16 protein-coding genes are annotated in these 15,204 nt (G+C 57.2%); all 16 read left to right on the top strand.

The window, feature by feature from the left end; all coding sequences use genetic code 11:
- The first annotated feature begins 6 nt into the window (after positions 1-6).
- Complete coding sequence (locus SJY29_RS05340; protein ID WP_400087694.1) at positions 7-240, top strand: hypothetical protein; 234 nt, start codon at positions 7-9, stop codon at positions 238-240.
- Between the two features lie 43 nt (positions 241-283).
- Positions 284-736 (top strand): DUF3291 domain-containing protein, encoded by a 453-nt coding sequence (locus SJY29_RS05345; RefSeq protein WP_110280503.1) that lies wholly within the window; start codon positions 284-286, stop codon positions 734-736.
- Between the two features lie 166 nt (positions 737-902).
- Positions 903-1,307, top strand: coding sequence for a DUF5333 domain-containing protein (locus tag SJY29_RS05350; RefSeq protein ID WP_110280504.1), 405 nt, complete (start codon positions 903-905; stop codon positions 1,305-1,307).
- A 138-nt stretch (positions 1,308-1,445) separates the two neighbouring features.
- Positions 1,446-3,464 (top strand): NADH-quinone oxidoreductase subunit NuoG, encoded by a 2,019-nt coding sequence (gene nuoG / locus SJY29_RS05355; RefSeq protein WP_400087696.1) that lies wholly within the window; start codon positions 1,446-1,448, stop codon positions 3,462-3,464.
- An 11-nt stretch (positions 3,465-3,475) separates the two neighbouring features.
- Positions 3,476-4,516, top strand: a complete 1,041-nt coding sequence (nuoH, locus tag SJY29_RS05360) for an NADH-quinone oxidoreductase subunit NuoH (RefSeq protein WP_110280506.1) — start codon at positions 3,476-3,478, stop codon at positions 4,514-4,516.
- Position 4,517: 1 nt separating this feature from the next.
- On the top strand, positions 4,518-5,012 hold the full coding sequence (nuoI, locus tag SJY29_RS05365) for an NADH-quinone oxidoreductase subunit NuoI (RefSeq protein WP_055293121.1): 495 nt from the start codon (positions 4,518-4,520) through the stop codon (positions 5,010-5,012).
- Entirely contained in the window at positions 5,009-5,407 is a 399-nt protein-coding gene (locus SJY29_RS05370; RefSeq protein WP_400087699.1) for a carboxymuconolactone decarboxylase family protein, read from the top strand. The genes nuoI and SJY29_RS05370 overlap by 4 nt, the downstream gene beginning before the upstream one ends.
- Positions 5,404-6,009 carry an NADH-quinone oxidoreductase subunit J gene (locus SJY29_RS05375; protein WP_055293118.1) on the top strand — a complete coding sequence of 202 codons (606 nt, stop codon included), beginning with the start codon at positions 5,404-5,406 and terminating at the stop codon, positions 6,007-6,009. Before SJY29_RS05370 ends, SJY29_RS05375 begins: the two co-directional genes overlap by 4 nt.
- 36 nt (positions 6,010-6,045) lie before the next feature.
- Positions 6,046-6,486 (top strand): hypothetical protein, encoded by a 441-nt coding sequence (locus SJY29_RS05380; RefSeq protein WP_400087701.1) that lies wholly within the window; start codon positions 6,046-6,048, stop codon positions 6,484-6,486.
- A 90-nt stretch (positions 6,487-6,576) separates the two neighbouring features.
- The gene (nuoK, locus tag SJY29_RS05385; RefSeq protein WP_008235370.1) at positions 6,577-6,882 is read left to right on the top strand and encodes an NADH-quinone oxidoreductase subunit NuoK; all 306 of its coding nucleotides are present in this window, start codon (positions 6,577-6,579) and stop codon (positions 6,880-6,882) included.
- A gap of 5 nt (positions 6,883-6,887) precedes the next feature.
- Positions 6,888-9,005, top strand: a complete 2,118-nt coding sequence (gene nuoL, locus SJY29_RS05390; RefSeq protein ID WP_400087704.1) for an NADH-quinone oxidoreductase subunit L — start codon at positions 6,888-6,890, stop codon at positions 9,003-9,005.
- Complete coding sequence (locus tag SJY29_RS05395) at positions 9,005-10,546, top strand: NADH-quinone oxidoreductase subunit M (protein ID WP_055293115.1); 1,542 nt, start codon at positions 9,005-9,007, stop codon at positions 10,544-10,546. Before nuoL ends, SJY29_RS05395 begins: the two co-directional genes overlap by 1 nt.
- Before the next feature lie 12 nt (positions 10,547-10,558).
- The gene (gene nuoN / locus SJY29_RS05400; RefSeq protein WP_110280511.1) at positions 10,559-11,995 is read left to right on the top strand and encodes an NADH-quinone oxidoreductase subunit NuoN; all 1,437 of its coding nucleotides are present in this window, start codon (positions 10,559-10,561) and stop codon (positions 11,993-11,995) included.
- A gap of 43 nt (positions 11,996-12,038) precedes the next feature.
- Positions 12,039-12,749 (top strand): biotin--[acetyl-CoA-carboxylase] ligase, encoded by a 711-nt coding sequence (locus tag SJY29_RS05405; protein WP_400087707.1) that lies wholly within the window; start codon positions 12,039-12,041, stop codon positions 12,747-12,749.
- 13 nt (positions 12,750-12,762) lie between these two features.
- A complete protein-coding gene (locus SJY29_RS05410) occupies positions 12,763-13,536 on the top strand; it encodes a type III pantothenate kinase (protein WP_110280513.1) in 774 nt (257 codons plus the stop codon).
- Positions 13,533-15,197 carry a ribonuclease J gene (locus SJY29_RS05415; RefSeq protein ID WP_400087708.1) on the top strand — a complete coding sequence of 555 codons (1,665 nt, stop codon included), beginning with the start codon at positions 13,533-13,535 and terminating at the stop codon, positions 15,195-15,197. Before SJY29_RS05410 ends, SJY29_RS05415 begins: the two co-directional genes overlap by 4 nt.
- Positions 15,198-15,204 lie beyond the last annotated feature (7 nt).

Genomic DNA, 15,204 nt, shown 5'->3' on the forward strand with positions numbered 1-15,204 from the left:
ACCCTTATGGCGTTTCAGAATATTCTTGACGGGGCCGCGAGCTTTGGCGCGGCCCTTGTCACGTCTGGCGTTTGCTTTTTGCCCGCGTGGTTTACTGTTACAGCTGTGCGGGCTGACATAGCGCCCGTTTGGGCCTATGCGGCGGCAGGTGCTTTGGCGCTTATCGGGGTGATCCTGACACTGGCGTTTTTGCGCAAGGGGATCGCAGGTATTGCGCCGGCACGGCAACGGCGGCGGTAATGTAAGGTGGGTTTCAACCCACCCGCCCAGAAAGGACCAGCAGATGCACCTTGCCGAGTTGAACATAGGTCGCCTGATTGCCCCCACGGATGATCCGCGCGTGGCCGAGTTTATGAACAACCTTGATCTGATTAACGGACTGGGCAAGCGCATGCCGGGGTTTGTGTGGATGATGGAAGGTTCGGGCGAGCCCGGCAAGGGCAACACCGAGGCGCATTTGGACGGTGATCCGCAGTTTGTAGCCAATCTGTCGGTTTGGGAAACGCCCGCACAATTGCGGACCTATGTCTTTGATACCTTGCACGCCAGATTCATGAATCGCAGCAAAGAATGGTTCGAAACGCTGGTACAGATGCATTTTGTGATGTGGTGGGTGCCGGAAGGGACGCAACCGACGCTCGACGAAGCGATGGCCAAGCTGCAGCATCGGCAGACGCATGGCGATAGCGAAGAGGCTTTTGGCTGGGATTGGTTGCGTGCCAAGGATCGGCTATGAACAAGTCAAGGTAAAAACACATGATGTCAGTGACTTAACTCACTCTGTTTTCTCTATTCGGCATGAATATACCGATGTCAAAGCCCTGATATTGAATAACGCCGCCCGAAAGATGATCTGTACTGCGAGCAATGTGACGCGTCGGGTGTCGCAGAGGAGATCGAGAATGAAACACTTTGCCCTTGGTGCCGTCATGGCTGTCGCGACGGTTATGTCTGCGGGTCATGCGTCTGCACAGACCGCGCTGAAAGATGTGGCACATGTACGCGACGGCATTATCGCTGTCGGCATGGCCTATGAGATTTCCGAGCAATGCGACAGCATTCGTGCGCGCCTGTTTCGCGGGTATGGGTATCTGCAATCCCTGCGCAGCCATGCCAGCAGCCTTGGCTTTTCTGATGAAGAGATTGATGCCTACATCAATGACGACGCAGAAAAAGACCGGCTTGAGGGCATTGCGCGTGCACAATTGGCCCGCCTTGGGGTCGTTGCGGATGATCCTGACAGCTATTGCACCGTAGGTCGCGCCCAAATCGCCGCAAATACGCGCGTTGGCTGGCTCTTGCGCTAAGACTTTGCTGCAAGTGCGAAAAGTGATCGTTTTTTTGTCAATCTGACTGGCATCGCGTGGCCTGTCGCGTTAGAACGCGTGACAACGCGCTAGGTCCCTTGCGGCCTAAGGCGCATGAGGGAACACATAGGACACGCCATGTCTGATCTGCGCAAAGTCATCATTGATGGAAATGAGGTCGAAGTTGACGGGGCCATGACCCTGATACAGGCCTGTGAAGAGGCGGGGATCGAAATCCCGCGTTTCTGCTATCATGAGCGGCTTTCCATTGCGGGTAACTGCCGCATGTGTCTGGTCGAGGTTGTGGGCGGCCCGCCAAAACCTGCCGCCTCTTGCGCGATGCAGGTCAAGGATTTGCGCCCTGGACCGGAAGGCCAGCCGCCTGTTGTGAAAACAAACTCGCCTATGGTCAAAAAGGCCCGTGAAGGCGTGATGGAGTTTTTGCTGATCAACCACCCGCTGGATTGCCCGATTTGCGATCAGGGCGGTGAATGTGACCTGCAAGACCAGGCGATGGCTTATGGCGTCGATTTCAGCCGTTTCCGCGAGCCCAAGCGCGCGACAGAGGATCTTGATCTGGGTCCGTTGGTCGAAACCCATATGACCCGTTGTATCTCCTGCACCCGCTGTGTGCGTTTTACGACCGAGGTCGCCGGTATTCACCAGATGGGCCAGACAGGGCGCGGTGAGGATGCCGAGATTACGTCCTATCTGGGCGAAACGCTCGATTCGAATATGCAGGGCAACATCATTGATCTATGCCCCGTGGGTGCGCTGGTCTCTAAGCCCTACGCCTTTACCGCCCGTCCGTGGGAACTGACCAAAACAGAATCAATCGACGTGATGGATGCGCTTGGGTCCAACATCCGTGTGGATACCAAAGGGCGCGAAGTGATGCGTTTCCTGCCGCGCAACCATGACGGCGTGAATGAAGAGTGGATTTCCGACAAGACCCGTTTTGTCTGGGACGGTCTGCGCCGCCAGCGTCTGGATACGCCTTACATCCGTGAAAACGGCAAGCTGCGCAAAGCTAGCTGGCCTGAGGCGCTTGCCGCTGCGGCCGCCGCGATGAAAGGCAAGAAAGTCGCGGGTCTTGTGGGTGATCTGGCGCCTGTTGAAGCTGCTTTCGCGCTCAAGCAATTGATCGAAGGGCAGGGTGGCAGCGTCGAGTGCCGCACGGATGGTGCGAAACTGCCTATTGGCAACCGCTCTGGTTATGTCGGCACTGCCGTGATCGAAGACATTGATGATGCCGACATGATCCTGCTGATCGGCACGAACCCGCGCGAGGAAGCGCCGGTATTGAATGCGCGTATCCGCAAGGCATGGTCACGTGGGGCGCATGTCGCACGGATCGGTGCGAACGATGACCTGACCTTTGATGTGGAACAGATTGGTGCAGGGCGTGATGATCTGGTTGTTTTTGCTGCCGCCGATCACAGCGACAAGAAAGGTAAAAGCAGCATCGTGATTGTCGGCCAGGGTGCCTTGAACGAGGCTGATGGCGAAGCTGTCTTGAGTCAGGCGATGAAAGCCGCTGATGCCATGGGTGGCAAGTTGATGATCCTGCACACTGCGGCTGGCCGCGTGGGTGCCATGGATGTGGGTGCCGCAACCGAAGGCGGGCTTGAGGCCGCACTTGAGGGCGCCGAAGTGATTTATAACCTTGGTGCGGACGAAGTTGAGGTCAAACCCGGTGCCTTCGTGATCTACCAAGGATCGCACGGCGACCGTGGTGCGCATCGCGCTGATATCATTCTTCCTTCTGCGGCCTATACCGAAGAAAACGGGTTGTTCGTCAACACCGAAGGCCGCCCGCAACTGGCACTGCGTGCCAGCTTCCCACCGGGGCAGGCCAAGGAAAACTGGGCGATCCTGCGGGCGTTGTCCGCAGAATTGGAAGCCACCTTGCCATTCGACAGCATGGCGCAACTGCGTCAGGCGATTGTGGCGGCGCATCCGCATTTGGGTGAGATTGATGAAGTGGCAGAGAATGAATGGTCGGCTCTGCCCGTCAAGAAACCAGGATCGGCTGACTTCCGCAATGCGGTGACCGATTTCTATCTGACAAACCCGATTGCCCGCGCATCAACACTGATGGCAGAGCTGAGTGCGAACGCGAAGGCACGGAAATCTGCGCCACTGGCCGCAGAATAAGGACGACGACAATGGTTGAATTCTTTACCAACACCAACCTTGGCATCGTCCTTGTGATCTTGGGGCAATGCCTGCTGGTGCTTGTGCCGCTTCTGGTTGCACTTGCGTTTCTGATGTATGCCGACCGTAAGGTCTGGGCTGCCGTCCAGATGCGCAAGGGGCCGAACATTGTAGGTCCTTTCGGTCTGTTGCAGTCCTTTGCCGACTTTCTGAAATACATCGTCAAGGAAATCGTGGTCCCTGCCGGCGCGGATAAATTCGTTTTCTTCCTTGCCCCGCTGATTGCCTTTGTTTTGTCAGTCATCGCCTGGTCCGTGATTCCTTTCAATGACGGTTGGGTGCTCGCGGATATCAACGTGGCGATCCTCTATATCTTCGCCATCGGCTCTTTGGAGGTCTACGGCGTCATTATGGGTGGCTGGGCGTCCAACTCGAAATACCCGTTCCTTGGTTCACTGCGCTCTGCCGCACAGATGATTTCTTATGAGGTGTCCATCGGTCTGATCATCGTGGGCGTGATCATCTCGGCGGGTTCCATGAACTTTGGCGATATCGTTGCGGCGCAAGACGGCAATGCAGGCCTGTTCAACTGGTTCTGGGTCGCGCATTTCCCGATGCTATTTTTGTTCTTTATCAGCGCCTTGGCCGAAACAAACCGCCCGCCGTTCGACCTGCCCGAGGCGGAATCCGAACTCGTGGCGGGCTATCAGGTGGAATACTCCTCCACCCCGTTCCTGCTGTTCATGATCGGTGAATTGATGGCGGTCGTGCTGATGTGTGCGCTGATCTCTTTGCTCTTCTTCGGGGGCTGGCTGTCCCCTGTACCGTTCCTGCCGGATGGCATCTTCTGGATGGTGCTCAAGATGGCGATGTGTTTCTTCATGTTCGCGATGGTCAAGGCCATCACCCCGCGCTACCGCTATGACCAACTGATGCGCATTGGCTGGAAGGTCTTCCTGCCACTGTCGCTGGGTTGGGTCGTGCTGGTGTCGTTCCTTGCAAAATTCGAAGTACTCGGCGGCTTTTGGGCACGCTGGGCTATGGGAGCATAAAATGACGCAAATGGATTATACCCGCGCCGCGAAATACTTCCTGCTTCAGGATTTCTGGGTCGGCTTCAAGCTGGGGATGAAGTACTTCTTCTCGCCCAAGGCCACGCTGAACTATCCGCACGAAAAGGGGCCGTTGTCGCCCCGTTTCCGTGGTGAACACGCGCTGCGCCGCTATCCCAACGGCGAAGAACGCTGCATTGCATGTAAACTCTGCGAGGCCGTTTGCCCTGCGCAGGCGATCACGATTGACGCCGAACCACGCGATGACGGCAGCCGCCGGACCACGCGCTATGACATTGACATGACCAAATGCATCTATTGCGGTTTCTGTCAGGAAGCCTGTCCTGTGGATGCCATCGTGGAAGGTCCGAATTTCGAATTCAGCACCGAGACACGCGAAGAGCTCTACTACGACAAAGCCAAACTGCTTGAGAACGGCGACCGTTGGGAATCCGAGATTGCACGCAACCTCGAACTGGACGCGCCGTACAGATGACCGAACAGAACCCCTTTGACGCCATGATGAAGATGGGCCAGGACTGGGCGAAAGCCATGAATCCGGCGCTGGAGTCCTTCACGCCCAAAGGGTTCGAAAACCTTTGGCCCACCATGCCCAAGGAAACCATGGAGATGTTCTTTGGCAAGGGGATCAACCCTGATGGGCTGGACGCGAAAACACGGCTGATGCTGACACTTGCGGGGCTGACCGTGCTGGGCGCGCAGGCCGAGGCACAGATCCGGCTGACCGTCCGCCATCTGGTTGAAGCAGGCGCCACGAAACAGGAAATCGCCGAAGTGATCGCCCAGATGGGCATGTTCGCAGGCGTACCGGCCATGACCAAAGCAATGGAACTGGCAACCGAAGTCTTAGAAAAGGACGAAAGCGCATGACCGTCTTCGCGTTCATATTTTACCTCTTTGCCGTGACGACCGTTGCCGGTGGTCTGATGACCGTGGTGAGCCGCAATCCGGTCCACTCGGTCCTGTGGCTGATCCTTGCGTTCCTGTCCTCTGCGGGGCTGTTCGTGACCTTGGGCGCGGAATTCGTGGCGATGTTGCTGATTATCGTTTACGTGGGCGCTGTTGCGGTGTTGTTCCTTTTCGTTGTGATGATGCTCGACATTGATTTCGCCGAACTGAAGGCGGAAATGACGAAATACCTGCCTTTGGCGCTGTTGATCGGCGTGGTGATCCTGATGCAACTGGCGCTGGCGCTGGGTGTTTGGGGCTTTGCTGATGGTGTTGAAGGCCGCATTGCGGCACCTGCGGGTGATCTGGACAACACCCGTGCGCTGGGTCTGCTGATCTATGACAAATACATTTTGCTGTTCCAGCTTTCGGGCCTGATCCTGCTTGTGGCGATGATCGGGGCGATTGTGCTGACGCTGCGCCACCGTGTCGACATCAAGCGCCAGAACATCCTTGCACAGATGTACCGTGATCCGGCCAAGGCGATGGAACTGAAAGACGTCAAGCCGGGGCAGGGTCTGTAAGCAGATATGCGGAAACTCGCCATCATATCCACGGCCATGTTGCTTTTCGCAACGACTGCCAGCGCGCTGACGCTGACAGAGTGTCGGCGGATCACGCATATCAGCCACGGCGGCGAATATGGCCACCGCGATCTGGGTGAGGGCCGTGTGATGTGGACACATTGGTGGACGCAAGAAGGATCCTACAAAGGGTATGCTTTGGTGGAATGTGCGACGGGTGAAACGCTGTCTTTCCGCGCCGCCGAAGAAAACATGGGACCCGAGAGCGCGTTTGATCGCACCGATGATGTCCGCGAAGTGCTTGAGCGCCATCAATCCGGATCGCGGGTTTTTGCGACCTTTGAACGGATCGCGGCGGACCTTGCTTTTATGACCCGTGATCTGGCGATCACGACCGAGACAACAGAAACATGCGCCTGTGCAGCGGCCTATCCGGAGCTGCGTGGCGATAAGAAAGAATTTGTGCTGGCGGGATAAGCCCGCGGCCGGACGACAACATGAGGTCCCGGATCAGGTCCGGGACTGCGAATAAAGACCGGGGCCCATGCCCTATGAAGGAAGATGCGTATGATCGGACTTGAACATTATCTCACGGTGGCGGCCGCCCTGTTTGTCATTGGCATCTTCGGGTTGTTTTTGAACCGCAAGAACGTGATCATCCTGCTGATGAGCATCGAATTGATGCTGCTGGCGGTGAACATCAACCTTGTCGCCTTCTCCAGCTATCTGGGCGATCTGGTCGGTCAGGTCTTCACCCTGTTCGTTCTGACAGTTGCCGCCGCCGAGGCCGCGATCGGCCTTGCGATCCTTGTTTGTTTCTTCCGCAACCGCGGGACCATCGACGTTGAAGACGTCAACGTGATGAAGGGTTAAGACCAATGGAAACCATCATTCTTTTTGCGCCTCTGGTCGGTGCGTTGCTTTGCGGCTTTGGCTGGAAATTCATCGGTGAAAAGGCCGCGCAGTGGACAGCGACCAGCATGTTGTTCCTCTCGGCCTTCCTGTCTTGGGTTGTTTTCCTGACGTTCGATGCCTCGGCACATGTGAACGGTAGCTATACCGTCAACCTGTTGCGCTGGATCGAAAGTGGCACGCTCTCGACCGATTGGGCGATCAAGATGGACCGTCTGACCGCGATCATGCTGATCGTGATCACCACGGTGTCCGCGCTCGTGCATCTTTATTCCTTCGGCTACATGGCCCATGACGACAACTTCAAAGAAGGCGAGAGCTATCGTCCGCGTTTCTTTGCATACCTGTCGTTCTTTACGTTCGCGATGTTGATGCTGGTGACAGCGGATAACCTTGTGCAGATGTTCTTTGGCTGGGAAGGCGTGGGTGTCGCGTCCTACCTTCTGATCGGTTTCTACTATAAAAAGCCCACCGCGAATGCAGCCGCGATCAAGGCGTTTGTCGTGAACCGTGTGGGTGACTTCGGTTTCGCCTTGGGTATCTTTGCACTTTATCTGGTGACCGACAGCATCAAGTTTGACGATATTTTCGCCGCGATCCCGGATTTGCAGGACCACACGATCACCTTCATGTGGCGTGACTGGAATACGCTGAACCTGATCGCGTTCCTGTTGTTCATCGGTGCGATGGGCAAATCGGCGCAGCTGTTCCTGCACACATGGCTGCCCGACGCGATGGAAGGCCCGACTCCTGTGTCTGCCCTGATCCACGCAGCCACCATGGTGACCGCCGGCGTGTTCCTCGTCTGCCGTATGTCGCCGCTGATGGAATACGCACCCACAGCAACCAGCTTTATTGTGTTTCTGGGCGCAACAACCGCGTTTTTCGCGGCGACCGTGGGTCTGGTGCAGAACGATATCAAACGGGTCATTGCTTATTCGACCTGTTCCCAGTTGGGCTATATGTTCGTGGCCGCTGGCCTTGGCGTCTATTCGGTCGCCATGTTCCACCTGCTGACACATGCGTTCTTTAAGGCGATGTTGTTCCTTGGAGCAGGGTCCGTCATTCACGCGATGCACCACGAGCAGGACATGCGGAACTATGGCGGCTTGCGTCACAAGATCCCCAAGACGTTCTGGATGATGATGATCGGGACTTTGGCAATCACGGGTGTTGGTATTCCGTTGCTGTACGTGGGCTTCCCTGTTGGCTTTGCGGGCTTCGTGTCCAAGGACGCGATTATTGAGAGCGCCTATGCAGGCACCAATGGCGGCTATGCCTTCTGGATGCTGGTTGTGGCCGCGCTGATGACAAGTTTTTATAGCTGGCGTTTGATGTTCATGACATTCTACGGCACGCCACGCGGCGATGCGCATACCCATGATCACGCCCATGAAAGCCCGACCATCATGCTGGTGCCACTTTATGTGCTGGCATTGGGGGCGATCTTTTCGGGCATGGTCTGGTACGGATCATTCTTCAGTTCCAACGACAAGGTCGGCAAATTCTTTGGCGTGCCATATGCCGAAGCCTCAGAGCATAGCGATGAGGGCGATCACGGTGCTACCGATGATCATGCGGCAGAAGAGGGCGACTACGCCAAGGCCCATTACAATCTTGTTGGCGCACCGGGTGAGGGGGCCATTCACAACAGCCCCGATAACCATGTGCTGAACGACGCGCATGAGGTGCCTGTCTGGGTCAAGCTGGCACCATTTGTGGCGATGTTGGCAGGTCTTGCTCTGGCTTATCAGATGTATATCCGCCGTCCGGATTGGCCGGCCAAACTGGCCGCACAGCAGGCGCCCTTGTATCAGTTCTTGCTGAACAAATGGTACTTTGACGAAATCTACAATTTCATCTTTATCAAGCCCGCGCTGGCTTTGGGGCGTCTGTTCTGGAAGCGCGGTGACACCGACACGATTGATGGCGGGATCAACGGGATTGCGATGGGGATCATTCCTTTCTTCACCCGTCTGGCTGGCCGCGCGCAGTCCGGTTATATCTTTAGCTACGTATTTGCGATGGTGCTTGGCATTGCAGTGCTCCTCACTTGGATGACGCTCTTTGGGGGAGCGAACTAATGGGCAATATTCTTTCTCTCACAACGTTCCTGCCGCTTCTGGGGGCTGTCATTCTGGCGCTCTTCCTGCGCGGTGACGATGCGGACGCGCAGCGCAATGCCAAATGGGTGGCGCTGGTCACGACCGTGGTGACGTTCATTTGCTCGCTGTTCATTCTGACGAACTTTGACCCCAACAATACCGGCTTCCAGATGGTGGAAACACGTGATTGGCTCTTGGGGCTGCAGTACAAAATGGGTGTCGACGGGATTTCGATCCTCTTTGTCATGCTGACCACATTCCTGATGCCGCTGGTGATTGCGGCCTGCTGGAACGTCGAAACCCGCGTCAAGGAATATATGATCGCCTTCCTAGTGCTGGAAACGCTGATGCTGGGTGTGTTCCTCGCGCTTGATCTGGTGCTGTTCTACCTGTTCTTCGAGGCAGGCCTGATCCCGATGTTCCTGATCATCGGCATCTGGGGTGGCAAGAACCGGATTTATGCGTCGTTCAAGTTCTTCCTTTATACCTTCCTTGGCTCTGTGCTGATGCTGGTCGCGATGGTGGCGATGTTTGCCGACGCAGGCACCACCGATATCCCGACACTGATGACCCACAGCTTCGGGACCGAGAATTTCAACGTTTTGGGTGTCCAGATCGTGGGCGGGATGCAGACGCTGCTGTGGTTGGCCTTCTTTGCCAGCTTTGCGGTCAAGATGCCGATGTGGCCCGTGCATACATGGTTGCCTGATGCACACGTGCAGGCCCCGACAGCGGGTTCTGTCGTACTTGCCGCGATCCTGTTGAAGATGGGTGGCTACGGGTTCCTGCGTTTCAGCCTGCCGATGTTCCCTGTGGGATCCGAGGTGATGGGGCCGCTTGTGCTTTGGCTGTCGGCGATTGCGATTGTCTATACCTCGCTGGTCGCACTGGTGCAGGAAGATATGAAGAAGCTGATTGCCTATTCATCGGTCGCCCACATGGGTTACGTGACCATGGGTATCTTTGCGGTGAACCAACAGGGGATTGACGGCGCGATTTTCCAGATGATCAGCCACGGCTTTATCTCGGGCGCTCTGTTCCTTTGCGTCGGCGTGATTTACGACCGGATGCACACCCGCGAGATTGACGCCTATGGCGGTCTGGTGAACCGGATGCCGGCCTATGCGCTGATCTTCATGTTCTTCACCATGGCGAACGTGGGTCTGCCGGGGACATCGGGTTTTGTTGGTGAATTCCTGACTTTGATGGGTATTTTCCAGGTCAACACATGGATCGCGGTCTTTGCGACCTCGGGTGTGATCCTCTCTGCCGCTTATGCGCTGTGGCTGTACCGCCGTGTCGTGATGGGGGACCTGATCAAAGAGAGCCTGAAAACCATCTCTGACATGACCACACGCGAACGCGCGATCTTTGCGCCGCTGGTGGTGATGACCCTGCTTTTGGGTGTTTATCCCGCTCTCGTTCTTGACATGATCGGCCCAAGCGTTGCGGCGCTGGTTGATAACTATGACACCGCGCTTGCGACCTTTGAGGCCGCAACGCAGTTTGCTTCGAATTAAGGAAAGCCCGTTATGATTGGTGCTGATATCCAAATCCTGATGCCCGAACTTGTGCTGGCGGTTTACGCCATGGGCGCATTGCTGGCGGCGGTTTATACCACCAAAGACGGCATGGCGCCGCTTCTGACATGGGCCACTTCGGGTCTGTTTGTGCTGCTGGCGGTCTGGATCGGGATCAACGGGCAGGGCACGAACATTGCCTTTGGCGGTATGTTCGTGGATGACGGCTTTGCGCGGTTTGCCAAGGTGGTGATCCTGCTGTCCGCTGCCGCTGTGCTCTTGATGTCCGAAAGCTATATGCAGCGTCGCGGCCTGTTGCGGTTCGAGTATCCGGTGCTCGTCGCTTTGGCTGTCGTGGGTATGATGGTCATGGTCAGCGCAGGCGATCTGATGGCGCTCTATATGGGCCTCGAATTGCAGTCACTGGCGCTTTACGTGGTCGCATCGCTGCGGCGCGATAGCGTGAAATCGACTGAGGCAGGGCTGAAGTACTTTGTGCTGGGTGCGCTGTCTTCCGGTTTGTTGCTTTACGGTGCATCGCTGACATACGGTTTCGCAGGTACCACGCTCTTTGCGGGCATCATCGAAGCGACAGCGGATGAGCCATCTCTGGGTCTGCTCTTCGGTCTGGTATTCCTGATTGCGGGCTTTGCGTTCAAGGTCTCGGCCGCACCCTTCCACATGTGGACACCTGATGTTTATGAGGGCTCGCCCACACCGGTCACGGCGTTCTTCGCAACCGCGCCCAAAGTTGCCGCTATGGCGCTGTTCGCGCGCGTTGTGCATGACGCATTCGGCGGGATCGTGGGTGACTGGCAGCAGATCGTGGCGTTCCTGGCTGTAGTTTCCATGTTCCTTGGTGCGATTGCCGCGATTGGCCAGAAAGACATCAAACGCCTGATGGCCTATTCCTCGATCGCGCATATGGGCTTTGCGCTGATGGGGCTGGCTGCGGGCACTGCCTTTGGTGTGCAGGCCATGCTGATCTACATGGCCATCTATGTGACGATGAATATCGGCACCTTCGCGTTCATTCTATCGATGGAACGTGACGGGCGGCCCGTCACGAGCATTGATAGCCTCAAGATGTATTCCAAGCGTCAGCCACTGCGCGCGCTTGCGATGCTAGTCCTGCTCTTCAGCCTTGCGGGCGTGCCGCCCATGGTCGGTTTCTTTGGCAAGTTCTACGTGTTGCGCGCGGCTTACGATGGCGGGTTGGCATGGTTGGCTGTGGCCGGTGTGATCGCCTCCGTAATCGGTGCCTTTTACTATCTGCGCATCGTGTACTTCATGTACTTCGGTGAAGAGGGCGAGGCGCTGGACGGCAAGATCAACCCTGTTCTCTGGGGCTTTCTGATGGGATCTGCGGCGGTCATGCTGATCGGTGTCGTCAACCTTTTCGGCATCGAGCCGATCGCGGCGGCTGCCGCGGCGACGCTTGTCAACTAAGGGCACCGGACACGGGCCCTGGCCCGAGGGGTACGCCTGCGTCGTGCTGGACACTGTGGACAGCACGATGACCGAGGCAGCGCGACGGGCCCCCGATATCACCCGCCCGACATGGATCATGGCCAAGCATCAAACCGCAGCGCGGGGGCGGCGGGGCCGAGCGTGGATCGTGCCGGAAGGCAACCTGAACGCGACATTGATTTTCCGGCCCGAGGCGACACCGGCAGAGGCCGCGAAACGGTCTTTTCTGGCGGCAAACGCGCTTTATCAGGCGCTTTCGATTTACGTATCTGCCGACAAGCTTGCGCTCAAATGGCCCAATGATGTGCTTTTGTCAGGGGGCAAGGTGGCGGGGATCCTGCTGGAAAGTTCGGGAAGCGGTCCTTTCGTAAACTGGTTGTCGATCGGGATCGGGGTGAACCTCAAACATACGCCAGAAGGGATAGAGGGGGCTGCCTTTGCGCCCACCAGCCTTGCGGAGGCTGGCGGAGATTTGGTGTCCCCGCAGGATTTCCTTGCGACCCTTGCCGATGCGTATGCCACGCAGGAAGCCAAGCTGATGCGCCTCGGTTTCGACCGTATCCGCGATGAGTGGCTGTCCAAAGCCGCGCGTCTGGGCGAGGTCATCACTGCGCGGACTGGTCGCGAGGATGTGACAGGTATCTTTGACAGTATCGACCGTGACGGCAATCTGGTGCTGATCACAGGTACCGGGCCGCGTGCGATCCCGGCGGCCGATATATTCTTTTCATAAGGGAGGCGGCCCCATGCTCTTGGCCATCGACTGCGGCAATACAAATACTGTGTTTTCCATCTGGGACGGGGAAAAGTTTATCGCGACATGGCGCACCAGCACCGAATGGCAGCGCACGGCGGATCAATACTATGTCTGGCTGTCCACCCTAATGCGGTTCCAGAATGTCGACGTGATGATTGATGAAGTGATCGTCAGCTCGACCGTGCCGCGTGTGGTGTTCAATCTCCGGGTCTTTGCAGACCGCTATTATAATTGCCGCCCGCTGGTGGTCGGCAAGCCCGATTGCCTTTTGCCCACAGCACCGCGCGTTGATGCAGGCACCCAAGTCGGACCGGACCGCTTGGTCAATGCCGCCGGTGCCTTTGACAGGCACGGTGGCAACCTGATCGTGGTGGATTTCGGCACGGCGACCACCTTTGATGTTGTGGCGGAGGACGGCGCCTATGTAGGAGGTGTGATTGCACCGGGGGTCAACCTGTCGCTAGAGGCGCTGCATAATGCCGCCGCGGCTCTGCCGCATGTAGACATTACCCAGCCGCAACGTGTCATAGGGACCAATACTGTGGCCTGTATGCAATCCGGTGTCTTTTGGGGTTACATCGGGCTTGTGCGTGAGATATGCGCGCGGATCAAAGCAGAACGTGACGTGCCGATGCAAGTCATCGCCACGGGGGGGCTCGCCCCATTGTTCCAACAGGCAGAAGCCCTATTTGACGCGTTCGAAGACGATCTGACGATGCACGGCCTGACCGTCATCCACAAATATAACAAGGACAACGCATGAGCGACCGCCTGATCTATCTACCCCTCGGAGGTGCCGGTGAAATCGGCATGAACGCCTATGTCTATGGCTATGGGCCTGCAGGCAAGGAGCGGCTGATCGTTGTCGATCTGGGCGTGACCTTTCCCGATATGGACGGCACACCCGGGGTGGATCTGATCCTGCCGGATATTTCCTGGCTGAAAGAGCGCAAGGGGCAGATCGAGGCGATCTTTATCACCCACGCGCATGAAGACCACGTCGGCGCGATTGGCCACTATTGGGAGCAATTGGGCGCACCGGTCTATGCGCGCCCCTTCACCGCCAATATCGCGCGGCGCAAGCTTGAAGAACACGGGCATCCTGAAAACGTGGTCAGGGTCGTGGGGGTCTACCCCGAGATGATCAAATGTGGGCCGCTCACTGTGTCATACCTGCCGATCAGCCACTCGATCCCTGAAAGCGCGGGTCTATTGATTGATACGCCAGAAGGCCGCGTTCTGCATTCGGGTGACTTCAAGATCGACGAAACCCCTGTGGTCGGCGATCCGTGGAACGAGGCGCTGTGGGAAGAGGTGTCAAAGGATGGCGTGAAGGCGCTGATCTGTGACAGTACCAACGTGTTCTCGCGTGATCCGGGCCGGTCCGAGGCCTCGATCGGCCACGCGATTTCCGAGATGATGAAAGAGGCGCAGGGCATGGTTGTGGCAACCACCTTTGCATCCAACATCGCGCGATTGAAGACGCTGGCGATTGCCGCGCAAAAGGCGGACCGGTCGGTCGTTCTGCTGGGCCGTGCCATGCGGCGTATGGTCGAAGCCGCCACCGAAGTGGGCATTCTGAAGGGTTTCCCGCCTGTGGTGTCGCCCGAGGACGCGCTGCAGATGCCACGCAACAACGTCATGTTGTTGGTCACCGGCAGCCAAGGCGAACGCCGCGCGGCCAGCGCGCAGCTTGCGCAGGGCAACTATATGGGGATCAAGCTGCAGGACGGCGATACGTTCCTGTTTTCCTCCAAAACGATCCCCGGCAATGAACGCGGCGTGATCCGCATCATGAACCAGCTGTCCGAGCTGGGCGTTGACGTGATTGACGATGCAGGCGGCAAGTACCATGTATCGGGCCACGCCAACCGCCCTGATCTGCTGCGTTTGCACCAGATCACCAAACCCCAGACCTTGATCCCGATGCATGGCGAACACCGTCATTTGCGTGAACATGTGAAGCTGGGTGCGGAAAGCGGACTGTCAGGAATCGTGGCGGTCAACGGGATGATGATTGATCTCTCTGGCAACCAACCCACTGTGGCCGAATATATCGACACGGGCCGGACCTATCTGGACGGGTCGGTGCAAGTGGGTGCCATGGACGGCATCGTGCGCGACCGTATCCGCATGGCGATGAACGGGCATATGATTGTGACGCTGATCATTGACGAGAATGACGAGCCATTGGGCGACCCTTGGGTCGAAATCATGGGGCTTGCCGAGACAGGGCGGAACAATGCTGCTTTGGTCGAGGTCGTTGAAGAAGACCTGAGCCAGTTCGTGAACCGTGCCGACGCGAAGACCTTGCGCGACGAAGTGAAGTTGGAAAAAGAGCTCAAGACGATTGCAAGGCGGTCGGCACAAGGCGAGATCGGCAAGAAGCCTGAGGTGACCGTGATTGTGTCGCGGCTGGGGTAGGCGGGAG

Source organism: Yoonia sp. R78084, from assembly GCF_044595625.1.
Lineage (GTDB): Bacteria > Pseudomonadota > Alphaproteobacteria > Rhodobacterales > Rhodobacteraceae > Yoonia.

Coding starts and splice junctions, on each gene's coding strand:
- SJY29_RS05350 (WP_110280504.1), top strand. CDS start 903: ATGAAACACTTTGCCCTTGGTGCCGTCATGGCTGTCGCGACGGTTATG.
- nuoL (WP_400087704.1), top strand. CDS start 6,888: ATGGAAACCATCATTCTTTTTGCGCCTCTGGTCGGTGCGTTGCTTTGC.
- nuoG (WP_400087696.1), top strand. CDS start 1,446: ATGTCTGATCTGCGCAAAGTCATCATTGATGGAAATGAGGTCGAAGTT.
- SJY29_RS05345 (WP_110280503.1), top strand. CDS start 284: ATGCACCTTGCCGAGTTGAACATAGGTCGCCTGATTGCCCCCACGGAT.
- nuoH (WP_110280506.1), top strand. CDS start 3,476: ATGGTTGAATTCTTTACCAACACCAACCTTGGCATCGTCCTTGTGATC.
- SJY29_RS05380 (WP_400087701.1), top strand. CDS start 6,046: ATGTTGCTTTTCGCAACGACTGCCAGCGCGCTGACGCTGACAGAGTGT.
- SJY29_RS05375 (WP_055293118.1), top strand. CDS start 5,404: ATGACCGTCTTCGCGTTCATATTTTACCTCTTTGCCGTGACGACCGTT.
- SJY29_RS05340 (WP_400087694.1), top strand. CDS start 7: ATGGCGTTTCAGAATATTCTTGACGGGGCCGCGAGCTTTGGCGCGGCC.
- nuoN (WP_110280511.1), top strand. CDS start 10,559: ATGATTGGTGCTGATATCCAAATCCTGATGCCCGAACTTGTGCTGGCG.
- nuoI (WP_055293121.1), top strand. CDS start 4,518: ATGACGCAAATGGATTATACCCGCGCCGCGAAATACTTCCTGCTTCAG.
- nuoK (WP_008235370.1), top strand. CDS start 6,577: ATGATCGGACTTGAACATTATCTCACGGTGGCGGCCGCCCTGTTTGTC.
- SJY29_RS05395 (WP_055293115.1), top strand. CDS start 9,005: ATGGGCAATATTCTTTCTCTCACAACGTTCCTGCCGCTTCTGGGGGCT.
- SJY29_RS05370 (WP_400087699.1), top strand. CDS start 5,009: ATGACCGAACAGAACCCCTTTGACGCCATGATGAAGATGGGCCAGGAC.
- SJY29_RS05415 (WP_400087708.1), top strand. CDS start 13,533: ATGAGCGACCGCCTGATCTATCTACCCCTCGGAGGTGCCGGTGAAATC.
- SJY29_RS05410 (WP_110280513.1), top strand. CDS start 12,763: ATGCTCTTGGCCATCGACTGCGGCAATACAAATACTGTGTTTTCCATC.